Genomic DNA, 12,225 nt, shown 5'->3' with positions numbered 1-12,225 from the left:
GCCACAACCTCGATCGTCATGCCCGGGCTTGACCCGGGCATCCACGCAGGTCCCCGCACGCGGATGGACGTGGACGGCCGGGTCAAGCCCGGGCATGACGAGTTTGCCTCAAGCCAGCACGCGATGCCGCCGAGCTGCGCTCAATCCCCCGCCTTCAGCCGATACCCGATCCCGGTCTCCGTCAGCACGTATTGCGGCCGCTCCGGATCGGCTTCGATCTTCTGGCGAAGCTGGCGGACATACACGCGCAGATATTGCGCGTCGGTCAATTCGTCCCAGAGCTCTTTCAGCAGGAAGCGGTGGGTGAGCACCTTGCCGGCGTGCTGCACCAGCACCCGCAACAGGTCGTATTCCTTCGGCGACAGCTTCACCTCGCGCTCGCCGACCTTGACGATGCGACGAACGAGATCGACCGAGAGATCGCCGGTGCGGAACACCGGACGCTCGCCCTTGACCTGAAGCTGGTGACGCAGCGCGGCGCGCAGGCGCGCCAGCAGCTCCTCCATGCCGAACGGCTTGGTGAGGTAATCGTCGGCGCCGAGATCGAGCGCCTGGACCTTGCCGGCTTCGTCGCCGCGGCTCGACAGCACCACGATCGGCACGCCGTCGTTGCGGGCGCGGATGGTGCGCAGCAGCTCGTGGCCCTGAACGTCGGGCAGGCCGAGATCGAGGATGATCAGCGCCGGCTCCTCGCCGAGCTTCTCCAGCGCGGTCTTGCCGTTCGACGCCTCCAGGATTTCGTAGCCCTGCGTCGTCAGCCCCATCCGCAGCAATTTGCGGATCGGCGGCTCGTCGTCGATGACCAGGACCTTGATCGGAGCAGCGCTCATGCCGCGGTATCCAATGCGTGGCTTTCTGCCGGAATCGGCAGGCGAATGGTGAGGACAGCGCCGCTCCGCTCGCTGCGATTGGCGGCGGCGATCGTGCCGTGCATCGCCTCGACGAAGCCGCGGGAGATGGCAAGCCCGAGCCCGGTGCCGGGGCGGACGTGATCGCCCTTCTGGACGCGATAGAATTTGTCGAACACGCTCTCCAGCTCGTCCGGTGGAATGCCGGCGCCCTCGTCGGCGACCTCGAGCACGACGTGCCCGCCGTCGCGCCGGCCGCGGATGGAGATCGTGGTATCGGTCGGTGAGTACTTTGCGGCGTTGTCGAGCAGGTTGAACAGCACCTGCTCGAACAGCACGGCATCGAGCTGGAGCATCGGCAGCTCGGCCGCCAGCACCAGCTCGACCTTGTGGCGGCTGAGGATCTTGCCGGCGCGCCGCAGCGCGCTGCCGACGATCTCGCCGAGATCGTGCAGCGCCGTGTTGGGCACGATGGCCCCGGATTCGAGCTTGGTCATGTCAAGCAGATTGGCGATGAAACGATTGAGCCGCTCGGATTCGTCGATCACGGTGGCGAGCAAATCGCGCTTTTCGGTGTCGGAGAGGGCACTGGCGAGGTCGCGCATGGTCGAGGCTGCCCCTAACACCGAGGCGAGTGGCGTCTTCAGGTCATGCGAGATCGAGGTCAACAGCGCCGAGCGCAGCCGCTCGGATTCGACGGTGCGCTTGACGCGGTCCATGTCTTCGACCAGCAGCACGCGCTCGATCGCGAGTGCGCCCTGATCGACCAGCGCATCGAGCAGCCGCCGCTGGTCCGGCGTCAGCAGCGGCCCGGTGCGGTCGTTGTCGATACCGATCACACCGATCGGGCCGCGTCCGGTGCGCATCGGCAGGAACAGCCGCTTGGCGCCCGGCAGCGTATCCGAGCCGCGGCCCGCAATGCGGTCGTTGCTCCAGGCCCAGTTGGCGGCGGCAAGGTCGGCCTGATCGAGCTGGTCTTCCGGCGGATAGCCGGATTTCACCGTGAGCAGCCCGTCCTCCGGAAGCAGCAGCACGACGCGCACCTTCAGCATCAACGCGATCTGGTAGGCGCTCGCCCACAACACATCGTCGAGCGTGGCGGTGCCGGCCAGCTTGCGGCTGAAGGCATAGAGCTGCTCGGTCATCCTGATCCGGCCGATCGCGGCATCGGCCTGCGTGCGCACGCGGCCCGCAACATTCGACACCACGAACGCAATCAGCATGAAGAAGAAGAAGGCCGCGACGTTGGTCGGATCGGTGATGGTGAACGTGTAGACCGGCGGCAGGAAGAAGAAATTGTAGGCCAGCGATCCCGCGACACTCGCGAGCATTGACGGCCACAGCCCGTAGCGCACGGCCACGGCCACCACCGCGGTGAGGAACATCAGGTCGACGTTCTCGACGCCGAAATACGGCTTGATGCCCATCGCGGCCGCAAGGCCAACCGCCATGATGCCGAGCGCCTTGACATAGGGCAGCGGATCGAACGGCTCGGATCGCGCCGCGGTCTGCACCGCCGTCTTGGGCACCGCCTCTGCGGAGAGCTCGTCGCCGGGGATGACGTGAACGCTGATATTGCCGGCACGCCGCACGAGATCATGCACGACGGAGCCGCGCGTCATCTCGAACCAGCGCGACCGCGTCGACTTGCCGATCACGATCTGGGTGACGTTGTTGCCGTGCGCGAAGTTGATCACGTCGTCGGCGATGCGGCGGCCGACGCCCGGGATGGTCAAAGCCTCCCCGCCGAGCGATTCCGCGAGCCGCAGCGTATCGGCGAGCCTGTCGCGCTCCTCGTCGGAAAGCTGGAGCGAGCGCCGCGTCTCGATCGAGATCGCAGTAAACGGCGCATGCAGCCGGTCGGCCAGTCGCTTGGCATAGCGCACCAGGCCAGCCGCGCGGGGGTCTTCGCTGACGCAGGCGAGAATGCGCTCGCCCGCGGCCCAGGGCCCGGGAATCGCATTCGCCTGCATGTGGGTGAGCAGCTGCTCGTCGACCCGCTCGGCGGTGCGGCGCAGCGCCAGCTCGCGCAGCGCGGTGAGATTGCCCGGCGAGAAATAATGCTCCAGTGCCCGCTCGGCCTGCTTGGGCACATAGACCTTGCCCTCCTTCAGCCGCTGGATCAGATCGTCGGGCGTGAGATCGATCAGCTCGATCGCGTCGGCGCGATCGAAGATCGAATCGGGCACGGTCTCGCGAACCCGGACATGGGTGATCTGGGCGACGACGTCGTTGAGGCTCTCGATGTGCTGGATGTTGACGGCGGTGTAGACGTCGATGCCGTGGGAGAGCAGCTCCTCGACGTCCATGTAGCGCTTGGGATGGCGGCTGCCGGCCGCATTGGTGTGGGCGAGCTCGTCGACCAGCGCGATTCTTGGCCGCCGCGCGATGACGGCATCGAGGTCCATCTCCTCGACGATCTGGCCGCGGTAGTCCAGCCTCTTGCGCGGGACCACTTCGAGGCCGCGCACCAGCGCCTCGGTCTCCGCCCGCCCATGAGTCTCGACGAACCCGACTACGACATCGACGCCCGCCTTGCGCTTGGCATGGGCGCTTTGCAGCATCTCGTAGGTCTTGCCGACGCCGGGGGCGGCGCCGACGAAGATCTTCAGCTTGCCGCTCGCGCTCTCCTCCCGCCGCGCTGCTTCGAGCAGTGCCTCGGGAGAGGGACGTTGTTCGGAATCGCGGCGCTCTCGGACCATGTTGCCAATATAGTCATCCTGATGCCGTGAGCCTAGACGGCTACTTGGCGGCCTTGCCGTCGAGCGCGAGGTTCAGCGCCAGAACGTTGACCCTGGGCTCGCCGAGCACGCCGAGCAGGCGGCCTTCCGTGTGGGCGGTCACGAGCTGCCTGACCTGATCCTCCGGCAGATTCCGCGCCTTGGCCACGCGCGGCACCTGAAATTGCGCCGCCTCCGGCGAAATATTCGGATCGAGGCCGCTCGCCGACGTCGTCACGAGGTCGACCGGGACCGCTTGGCTCGGATTCTCGGCCTTGAGCTTGTCCACATCCTCTTTCAGCCGGTCGGCCAGCGCCTTGCTGGTCGGGCCAAGATTGGAGCCGCCCGAGTTGGCGGCGTTGTAGGGTGCCGAGACCGTCTTGGTCGAATCATTCGGGTCCGGCGCCAACGTCGCCGAGGGGCGGCCGTGGAAATATTTGTCGTCCTTGAATTCCTGCCCGATCAGGGCGGAGCCGATCACCTTGCCGTCCTTCTCGATCAGGCTGCCTTGCGCCTGCGTCGGGAAGATCGCGCCGGCAATGGCCGTCATCGCCAGCGGATAGGCCAGGCCCGTGATGGCGGTGAGCACCAGCAAGAGGACGATGGCTGGGCGGATTTCTCTGAGCATGTGCTTTCTCCAATTTCTTCCGTCATTGCGAGGAGCGAAGCGACGAAGCAATCCAGACTGTCAACCGCGGAGGCATTTCTGGATTGCTTCGCTTCGCTCGCAATGACGAACTCAAGCCAAGTGCAAGGCGGTCACGACGAGGTCGATCGCCTTGATGCCGATGAAGGGAATGACGATGCCGCCGAGCCCGTAGATCAGGAGGTTACGCCGGAGCAGTGCGCCGGCACCGACGGCGCGGTAGGCGACGCCCTTCAGCGCCAGCGGAATCAGCGCGATGATGATCAGCGCATTGAAGATGATCGCGGACAGGATGGCGCTCTGCGGGCTCGACAGGTTCATGACGTTGAGCACGCCGAGCTGCGGGTAGAACGCCAGGAACAGCGCCGGGATGATCGCGAAATACTTCGCGACGTCGTTGGCGATCGAGAACGTCGTCAGCGCGCCGCGCGTCATCAGGAGCTGCTTGCCGATCTCGACCACCTCGATCAGCTTGGTCGGGTTGGAGTCGAGGTCTACCATGTTGCCGGCCTCGCGAGCGGCCTGGGTGCCGGTGTTCATGGCGACGCCGACGTCGGCCTGGGCGAGCGCCGGCGCGTCGTTGGTGCCGTCGCCGCACATCGCCACCAGCTTGCCCTTGGCCTGCTCGTCGCGGATCAGCTTGAGCTTGTCCTCGGGCGTTGCCTGCGCCAGGAAGTCATCGACGCCAGCCTCGGCCGCGATGGCCGCCGCCGTCATCGGGTTGTCGCCGGTGATCATGATGGTGCGGATACCCATGCGACGCAGTTCGGCAAAGCGTTCGCGAATGCCGCCCTTGACGATGTCCTTGAGCTGGACGATCCCGAGCAGCTTGCCATCCCTGGCGACGGCCAGCGGCGTGCCGCCGGACTTCGACACGTCGTCGGCAATGGCCTGGATCTCGCGGCCGAGATCGGAAAGCGCGGCAGGCTGCGTCGCCCTCGCCGTGTTGCCGGAAGCGACCGCAGTCGGAGCGCCGCCGCCGACATAATTCAGCATGGCGTCGACCGCGCCCTTGCGCACCGACGAGCCGCCGGCATCGACGCCGCTCATGCGGGTCTGCGCCGTGAACGGAACGAAGGTGGCGCCGAGCTCGGCCATGTCGCGGCCGCGGATGCCGTACTTCTCCTTCGCCAGCACGACGATGGAGCGGCCTTCCGGGGTCTCGTCGGCGAGGGAGGCGAGCTGGGCGGCGTCCGCCAGCTCCTGCTCGGTGACACCGCGCACGGGACGGAATGCGGTCGCCTGCCGGTTGCCGAGCGTGATGGTGCCGGTCTTGTCCAGCAGCAGCGTGTCGACGTCGCCGGCGGCCTCGACCGCGCGGCCCGACATCGCCAGCACGTTGAAGCGCACCAGGCGGTCCATGCCGGCGATGCCGATCGCCGAGAGCAGCGCACCGATCGTGGTCGGGATCAACGTCACGAACAGCGCTACAAGCACGATCACCGAGATCGAGCCGCCGGCATAGGCGGCATAGCTCGGGATCGTCACGGTGGCGAACACGAAGATGATGGTGAGGCCGGCGAGCAGGATGTTGAGCGCGATCTCGTTCGGCGTCTTCGCCCGCTCGGCGCCCTCGACCAGCTTGATCATGCGGTCGATGAAGGTCGAGCCCTGAGCTGCCGTGATGCGCACGCGGATCCAGTCCGACAGTACCTGCGTGCCGCCGGTCACCGCCGAACGGTCGCCGCCGGATTCGCGGATCACTGGCGCGGACTCGCCGGTGATGGCGGCCTCGTTGACGGAGGCAACGCCCTCGATGACTTCGCCGTCCGAGGGGATCGTGTCGCCCGCCTCGACCAGAACGAGGTCGCCGACCTTCAGGCTGGTGCCGGGCACGAGCTTGTAATCGCGGCCCGCGCCGCTCAGGAGCTTGGCCTGGCTCTCGGTGCGGGTCTTGCGCAGCGTCTCGGCCTGCGCCTTGCCGCGGCCTTCGGCCACCGCTTCGGCAAGGTTGGCGAACAGCACGGTGAACCACAGCCACAGAATGATCTGGAAAGTGAAGCCGAGATTCTCGCCGCCGGTGACGAGGTCGCGGAGGAAGATCACGGTGGTGAGCGCGGCCACGATCTCGACGACGAACATCACGGGGTTCTTGATCATGGCGCGCGGATCGAGCTTGGCGAAGGCCGCGCCGATCGCCGGCATCACGATCCTGGTATCCAGCATCGCCGACACCGGCATGCGCTTGTTGGGTTTATGGACGGGTTCCATGGCGGTCACTCCGAAAGAGCTGGATCAGAACAGGTTGCCGGCGTTCATCGCCAAATGCTCGACGATGGGACCGAGCGCGAGCGCCGGGAAGAAGGTCAGGCCGCCCATGATCAGGATGACGCCGACGACGAGGCCGACGAACAGGCCGCCGGTGGTCGGGAACGTGCCCATCGACGGCGGGATCGACTTCTTGGCCGCAAGCGAGCCCGCGATCGCCATGGCCGGGACGATCATGAAGAAGCGGCCGACGAACATCGCGCTGGCGAGCGTGAGATTGTAGAAGAAGGTGTTGCCGGTGAGGCCCGCGAAGGCCGAGCCGTTGTTGGCCGCCCCCGAGGTGAAGGCGTACAGCACTTCGGTGAAGCCGTGCGGTCCGGCATTCGCCATCGAGGCGACCGCCGCCGGATAGACCACGGCGACGGCGGTCCAGCCGAGAATCATCAGCGGCAGGACGAGAATGGCCAGCATCGCCATCTTGACCTCACGCGCCTCGATCTTCTTGCCGACATATTCCGGGGTGCGGCCCACCATGAGCCCTGCGACGAAGATCGCGAGGATGACGAACAGCAGCATGCCGTACATGCCGGCGCCGACGCCGCCGACGATGATCTCGCCGAGCTGCATGTTGATCAACGGGATCATGCCCCCGAGCGCGGTGAAGCTGTCATGCATGGCGTTGACGGCGCCGCAGGAGGCGGCCGTGGTGATCACGGCGAACAGCGAGGATGCGACGATGCCGAAGCGAACCTCCTTGCCTTCCATGTTGCCGCCGCTCAGGCCGAGCGCCTGCATGGTCGAGGTGCCGTTGGCTTCGGCCCAATAGCAGACGCCAACGCCTGCAACGAACAGAACGCCCATCACGGCGAGGATCGCCCAGCCCTGGCGCTGGTTGCCGACCATGCGGCCGAACACGTTGGTGAGGGCCGCGCCGAGCGCGAAGATCGACAGCATCTGCACGAAGTTCGACAGCGCGGTCGGGTTCTCGAAGGGGTGCGAGGCATTGGCGTTGAAGAAGCCGCCGCCGTTGGTGCCGAGCATCTTGATCGCGACCTGCGAGGCGACCGGGCCGACCGCGATGGTCTGCTTGGCGCCTTCGAGCGTGGTCGCCTCGACATAGGCCCCGAGCGTCTGCGGCATGCCCTGCGACACCAGGAACAGCGCGTAGACGACGCAGATCGGCAGCAGGATATAAAGGGTGCAACGTGTCACATCGACCCAGAAATTGCCGACGGTGCGCATCGAGGCGCGGGCAAAGCCACGGATCAGGGCAACGGCCAGCACGATGCCGGTTGCCGCCGACAGAAAATTCTGGTGCGTGAGCCCGACCATCTGGGTCAGGTAGGACAGCGTGCTCTCACCGCCGTAGTTCTGCCAGTTGGTGTTGGTGATGAAGGAGATCGCGGTGTTGAACGACAGGTCTTCCGCGACCGCCGACATGTCGGCCGGATTGAAGGGCAGCATGGACTGGAGCCGCATCAGGCCGTAGATGATGAGGAAGCCGCCGACATGAAACAACAGCATGGCGACCGTGTAGGTCATCCAGTGCTGCTCGCGCTTCTCATCGACACCGGAGATCCAGTAGATGCCGGCCTCGACCGGGCGCAGCACGGGCGACAGGAAGGTGCGCTCGCCGTTGAACACGCGCGTCATGTACCAGCCGAGTGGCTTGGTCAGCGCGACGATGATGGCGCAGTAAAGAATGATCTGGAACCAACCGATCACGGTCATAGCATCAACCCTTCAGGCTTTGGGTCCGGCGCAACAGCGGCAGGAGCAGCGCAAGCAGAGCCGCGACGAGCGCAGCGTCGGCCAGCAGCAATTGGACGAGCAGCAGCATGGGTCAGAACCGCTCGGGCCGCAGCAGCGCATAGGTGAGATAGACCAGGAGGCCGAACGAGACGGCGCCGGCAAGCGCGTAGTCGAAGATCATGATCCGCTCCTCAAAGCCGTTCGCAGGCGTAGGTGTAACCGATCGCGAGCGCGAAGAGGCCGAAGCCCAGCGCCAGCATGAGAATGTCCATCATGGGAAATCTCCTCGTTGCGCTCTGTCTTTAACGCAACCATGTCTCTGATTCCGGCAGGCAGCTTGCGATGGATCAACCACGGGACATGTCCCGCGGCGCCCGCCTGGAACTCTGCACTGAGGTGCCACTCGGGACATAGGTTTTCGAGATGAGGGCTATGGCAGAGTTATAGGAATCTCATAAAGGGCCGGCCCGTCCCGGCGCAGGGCTATCGCGACTGAGAGCGTTCCCGCGGCCATCCTTCGAGACGCCCGCTTGAGGCGGGCTCCTCAGGATGAGGGCGGCGTGCGCGGCCGCAGTTTCAACGGGCGCTGAAGCCGATGAGCCTCATCCTGAGGAGGCGCGTCAGCGCCGCCTCGAAGGACGAAGCGTACGCGCCGAAAGCCCCGCCCGTTTATGAAATCTCTATATCTCCCGCTTCCTTGTCATCTCGTTTTCAAATGCCGTTCCCGCCATCTTGGAGAGGCCGGCCGACTGACCGACGCCACCTCCAGGAGGCCTGACATGACCGCTGCTCTCCGACGCTTTGATCCGCCATCACTCGGCGATCGCCTGCGCAATGCGCCGGCGATGACGCGACCGTTGATGATCGAGATCATCGAAACGGCCTGCCGGCGCGTCCCCTCGCTCGGCCGGGACCGCCGCACCGAACGTCTCATGCGCCTGATCGACGCCGAGGCATGGGCCGACGCGGCGCTGGCGCTGATGGAGCTGGAGCTGCCGATGTGGCAGGTCCGCCGCATCGCCTACGATGACGGCGAGTGGCATTGCGCGCTGTCGCGCGAGCGCGAGCTGCCGGACTGGCTGGATGCCGCGGTCGAGGCCCGCCATGCCGACCTCGCACTCGCCCTGTTATCGGCATTCCTCGACGTGCGGGCGCTGGCTACGGATGTGTCGCGACCGAGCGTTCCTTCCGTTCGTCCCGTCCCGGCTCCGCTCTATGAGCCGGTCGTCTGCGACAATTTCGCCTAGACGCGCCCGACGGATCGACGCCATGCCGCAAGCTCCGGACATGCCGCGCATGCTGAACCCGGCGCGCGTGATCGCGCGATTCGCCGTCCGCCTCGTGCTGCTCATGGGCTTTGCCGCATTCGGCAGCGTCGGCTTCGGCCGGAGCCTTGCCGTCCTGCTCTGGATATCGATCGTCCTGTGCGCACTCGCCAGCCTCGTCAGGCGGGAGCCGCTGTTCGGCGCTGGGCTCAATCATTGGGACGAGGCTGTCGCGTTCGGCGCGCTGTTCGCGCTGGTCCACGTCGTCATTGATCCGGCCTGAACGGCACAGTTCCGGCTTTATGATCTTCCTATGAGATCGCGGCTCACCCGCCCTCGAAATCATATTCGCGACTGAGGATATTGAGCACACCGGCGAGGATCTCGTCCGAAGCCGGCGTCGTTCAGAAGGAATAATCCCGTGAAACTCGTCGAACCTCCCTCGTGCAGCTCGCCCTCGACCGTCGTCTTCATCGGCCGCAATCGCCGCGGACAATGGGTCGCCCAGGAGCAGAGCGGCCTCTATGGCGGCCTGTTCGTCAGCCGCGCCCAGGCGATCAAATATGCGCTGTTCGAGAACGGACAGCATCCGGAAACCATCGTCGAGCTGCCGCGCGAGATCGAGCTCGACATGAGCAAGCGCCCCGGCACCGTCGTCTCGCAGCGCGCCGCCTGAGCCGGCGCCGACAGGGGAAAACCATGCTCATCCCTCCCGCCGCCTGGTTCACCGGATTCATTCCGGACCTGCCGACCCCGTTCGACGCGGCAGATGCCATCGATCTCGAGGCTTTCGCCGCACTGTGCGAACGACAGGTCGCGGCGGGCGCTCCCGCCATCCTGGTCTGCGAGACGGCCGGCGAGGCACCGACGCTCTCGCCGGCCGAGCAGGAGCTCGTCATCCGCACCGCGGTCGATGTCGCGCGTGGCCGCGTGCGGATCATCGCCGGCGCGGTCTCAAACGCAACCAGCCGCGCCATCGAGCTGGCGCGGCGCGCGGAAGCGGCCGGCGCCGATGCCGTCATGTCGGTCGTGCCCGCCTACAACAAGCCGATGCAGGAGGGCATGCTGGCACATTTCCGGGCGGTTGCCGGCGCGATCGGCCTTCCCGTGATCCTGCACGACGTTCCCTCCCGCACGCTGCGCCCGCTCGCCGACGAGACGCTTTTGCGTCTGGTCGAGTCCCGCCAGTTCGTCGGCCTGCGCGACGGGAGCGGTGACATCACCCGTCCGATGCGGCTGTCCCGCAACTTGCCGGCAAGCTTTCGCTTTCTCTCCGGCGACGACACCACCGCGTTCGGCTTGATCGCGGACGGCGGCGACGGCGTGATCTCGGAGGTCGCCAACATCGCGCCGGATCTCTGCCGGACGATCTTCTCGCATGTCCGGCAGGGCCGGCTGCAATCGGCCCGTTATCTGCACAAGCGCCTGATCCCGCTCATCGCCTGCCTGTCCAGGGAGAGTCCGGCCGCGCTCAAATACGCCCTCAGCGTTCTCGGCCTGACGGCGGCCGCCACAAGGCTGCCGATCGTGCCGCTGGACGCAGCCGCGCAGAGAAGCGTGGTGCGCGCATTCGCTGCGATCGCCGATGAGGAATTGATTGACAGTGTCGGAGCCTGACGCGCCGGGGCCGTCCGGCTATTGCATGCGGAGCCGGGTCGACGAATCTCACAGGCTGCTCCACGCCTGGGAGCTGGCGCTGCTCCGCTTCGCCGTGACGCGGGATGAAGCCGACAGGCTCAACGTCGCCGCACTCGCCTCTGAGCTCGATCGCCTCAGGGGGCGCTCGGCCGGCGAGGAAACGTTCCACTTCTTCAGGCGAACCAGCGCGCAGCTCTGCGCGGCCATCAGCGGCCAGCTACAGAACGCGGCGGACATTCTGGCCGGCTTCTGCAAGCAGATCGAGGCGCCGCGGCTGCGCCACGCCTTTGCTGCCGCGGCGGGGATCGCGCATTCGGATCCCCCACCGTCGCGGGCCGCCCGGCCGAGGCGGACGCCCGATCTCTTCAGAGGGCTGCCGGCGCGAGGATCGGCATCCCTATGACATTCCTATGCGGGCATGCCGGCGCTCATCTCGCAATCTTACGCGGCGATCGACATCATGAACGACAGATTGGCGCGGGCCGTCTCGCCGCACCAGGAATGAGGACTCCAAAATGTCGATCCTGACACATGACCTTGGCCGGCCTCTCGCTGAACGCCCGGTGCGCATCTCCGATGCGCGCAAGGCCCAGCTCAAGCGTATCGCGCTCCAGGCGCTCGGCCTGCTCGCGATGGGCAGCGTGCTCACCGCGCTGATCGCGCTGAGAACCGCAATCCATATCTGGCATCTCCCGGCCTGACCGACGCGGGCAGACGTCATGACCTTGCAGATGTGTGAGGAGGCCGCCATGGCCGCGATCGCCCTTCAAGCCGCACACCGCATGCCGAAGTCGCGAAGGGCGACGGCTGAAATCGGCGCGGCGGCGAGACTCAAGCCGCTCGACCCTGACGTCGTCAGTGCCGCCATTCCCGCTTTCTTCATCGGACGCAACCGGGCCCGGCTCTGGGTCGCCCGCGAGTCGAGGGGGCGCGCCGGTGGGCTCTTTCTGTTCAGGAGTTCCGCGATCGAGTTCGCGCGACGGCAGAGCGCACCGGTACGATGCGCGCTGGTGTTTCCGACCCGAACCTTCGAGCTCGATGTCGCGAACCAGGGCAATCCGCTGGTCGCGCTGGCAGCACGATGGCTGGACGGGCTGAAGCGGCGTCTGGGAAGCCGTGTGAGATAACGGACATGGTCGAACTCAAGA

13 protein-coding genes are annotated in these 12,225 nt (G+C 66.2%); 7 read left to right on the top strand and 6 right to left on the bottom strand.

The genetic code is table 11. The features are described 5' to 3' along the window. Window positions 1-140: 140 nt before the first annotated feature. The 6 genes from AC24YW_RS29750 to AC24YW_RS29725 all read right to left on the bottom strand — a co-directional run bounded on the left by AC24YW_RS29750 (window position 141) and on the right by AC24YW_RS29725 (window position 8,355). Window positions 141-830 (bottom strand): response regulator, encoded by a 690-nt coding sequence (locus tag AC24YW_RS29750; RefSeq protein ID WP_487486049.1) that lies wholly within the window; start codon window positions 828-830, stop codon window positions 141-143. Beyond that, a complete protein-coding gene (locus AC24YW_RS29745) occupies window positions 827-3,550 on the bottom strand; it encodes a DUF4118 domain-containing protein (protein WP_487486048.1) in 2,724 nt (907 codons plus the stop codon). The genes AC24YW_RS29750 and AC24YW_RS29745 overlap by 4 nt, the downstream gene beginning before the upstream one ends. A gap of 40 nt (window positions 3,551-3,590) precedes the next feature. Beyond that, window positions 3,591-4,196, bottom strand: coding sequence for a K(+)-transporting ATPase subunit C (locus AC24YW_RS29740; protein WP_487486047.1), 606 nt, complete (start codon window positions 4,194-4,196; stop codon window positions 3,591-3,593). A gap of 111 nt (window positions 4,197-4,307) precedes the next feature. Then, entirely contained in the window at window positions 4,308-6,425 is a 2,118-nt protein-coding gene (gene kdpB / locus AC24YW_RS29735; RefSeq protein WP_487486046.1) for a potassium-transporting ATPase subunit KdpB, read from the bottom strand. Window positions 6,426-6,449: 24 nt separating this feature from the next. After that, window positions 6,450-8,153, bottom strand: a complete 1,704-nt coding sequence (gene kdpA / locus AC24YW_RS29730) for a potassium-transporting ATPase subunit KdpA (protein ID WP_487486045.1) — start codon at window positions 8,151-8,153, stop codon at window positions 6,450-6,452. 112 nt (window positions 8,154-8,265) lie between these two features. Continuing rightward, window positions 8,266-8,355, bottom strand: a complete 90-nt coding sequence (locus AC24YW_RS29725) for a K(+)-transporting ATPase subunit F (RefSeq protein WP_018641117.1) — start codon at window positions 8,353-8,355, stop codon at window positions 8,266-8,268. Between the two features lie 598 nt (window positions 8,356-8,953). Here AC24YW_RS29725 and AC24YW_RS29720 point away from each other — a divergent pair. The 7 genes from AC24YW_RS29720 to AC24YW_RS29690 all read left to right on the top strand — a co-directional run bounded on the left by AC24YW_RS29720 (window position 8,954) and on the right by AC24YW_RS29690 (window position 12,204). Beyond that, window positions 8,954-9,421: a hypothetical protein gene (locus AC24YW_RS29720; protein ID WP_487486044.1), complete on the top strand. Its 468-nt coding sequence runs from the start codon at window positions 8,954-8,956 to the stop codon at window positions 9,419-9,421. A 22-nt stretch (window positions 9,422-9,443) separates the two neighbouring features. Further along, window positions 9,444-9,722 carry a hypothetical protein gene (locus tag AC24YW_RS29715; protein WP_487486043.1) on the top strand — a complete coding sequence of 93 codons (279 nt, stop codon included), beginning with the start codon at window positions 9,444-9,446 and terminating at the stop codon, window positions 9,720-9,722. Between the two features lie 138 nt (window positions 9,723-9,860). Continuing rightward, window positions 9,861-10,115: a hypothetical protein gene (locus AC24YW_RS29710; RefSeq protein ID WP_487486042.1), complete on the top strand. Its 255-nt coding sequence runs from the start codon at window positions 9,861-9,863 to the stop codon at window positions 10,113-10,115. Window positions 10,116-10,138: 23 nt separating this feature from the next. After that, window positions 10,139-11,056 carry a 4-hydroxy-tetrahydrodipicolinate synthase gene (dapA, locus tag AC24YW_RS29705; RefSeq protein ID WP_487486041.1) on the top strand — a complete coding sequence of 306 codons (918 nt, stop codon included), beginning with the start codon at window positions 10,139-10,141 and terminating at the stop codon, window positions 11,054-11,056. Then, window positions 11,043-11,480, top strand: a complete 438-nt coding sequence (locus AC24YW_RS29700; protein ID WP_487486040.1) for a hypothetical protein — start codon at window positions 11,043-11,045, stop codon at window positions 11,478-11,480. Before dapA ends, AC24YW_RS29700 begins: the two co-directional genes overlap by 14 nt. A gap of 112 nt (window positions 11,481-11,592) precedes the next feature. Next, entirely contained in the window at window positions 11,593-11,778 is a 186-nt protein-coding gene (locus AC24YW_RS29695; protein ID WP_487486039.1) for a hypothetical protein, read from the top strand. A 48-nt stretch (window positions 11,779-11,826) separates the two neighbouring features. Beyond that, window positions 11,827-12,204 carry a hypothetical protein gene (locus AC24YW_RS29690; protein ID WP_487486038.1) on the top strand — a complete coding sequence of 126 codons (378 nt, stop codon included), beginning with the start codon at window positions 11,827-11,829 and terminating at the stop codon, window positions 12,202-12,204. Window positions 12,205-12,225: the final 21 nt, after the last annotated feature.

The organism is Bradyrhizobium sp. USDA3516, from assembly GCF_057651995.1.
Note: the sequence above shows the minus strand (reverse complement) of the source record. Positions and strands in the feature narration are given on the sequence as shown.

Bases quoted from the DNA above. Each gene is read 5' to 3' on its own strand.
- dapA (WP_487486041.1), top strand. From the start codon at position 10,139: ATGCTCATCCCTCCCGCCGCCTGGTTCACCGGATTCATTCCGGACCTG.
- AC24YW_RS29740 (WP_487486047.1), bottom strand. From the start codon at position 4,196: ATGCTCAGAGAAATCCGCCCAGCCATCGTCCTCTTGCTGGTGCTCACC.
- AC24YW_RS29720 (WP_487486044.1), top strand. From the start codon at position 8,954: ATGACCGCTGCTCTCCGACGCTTTGATCCGCCATCACTCGGCGATCGC.
- AC24YW_RS29690 (WP_487486038.1), top strand. From the start codon at position 11,827: ATGGCCGCGATCGCCCTTCAAGCCGCACACCGCATGCCGAAGTCGCGA.
- AC24YW_RS29750 (WP_487486049.1), bottom strand. From the start codon at position 830: ATGAGCGCTGCTCCGATCAAGGTCCTGGTCATCGACGACGAGCCGCCG.
- AC24YW_RS29725 (WP_018641117.1), bottom strand. From the start codon at position 8,355: ATGATCTTCGACTACGCGCTTGCCGGCGCCGTCTCGTTCGGCCTCCTG.
- kdpB (WP_487486046.1), bottom strand. From the start codon at position 6,425: ATGGAACCCGTCCATAAACCCAACAAGCGCATGCCGGTGTCGGCGATG.
- kdpA (WP_487486045.1), bottom strand. From the start codon at position 8,153: ATGACCGTGATCGGTTGGTTCCAGATCATTCTTTACTGCGCCATCATC.
- AC24YW_RS29715 (WP_487486043.1), top strand. From the start codon at position 9,444: ATGCCGCAAGCTCCGGACATGCCGCGCATGCTGAACCCGGCGCGCGTG.
- AC24YW_RS29695 (WP_487486039.1), top strand. From the start codon at position 11,593: ATGTCGATCCTGACACATGACCTTGGCCGGCCTCTCGCTGAACGCCCG.
- AC24YW_RS29745 (WP_487486048.1), bottom strand. From the start codon at position 3,550: ATGGTCCGAGAGCGCCGCGATTCCGAACAACGTCCCTCTCCCGAGGCA.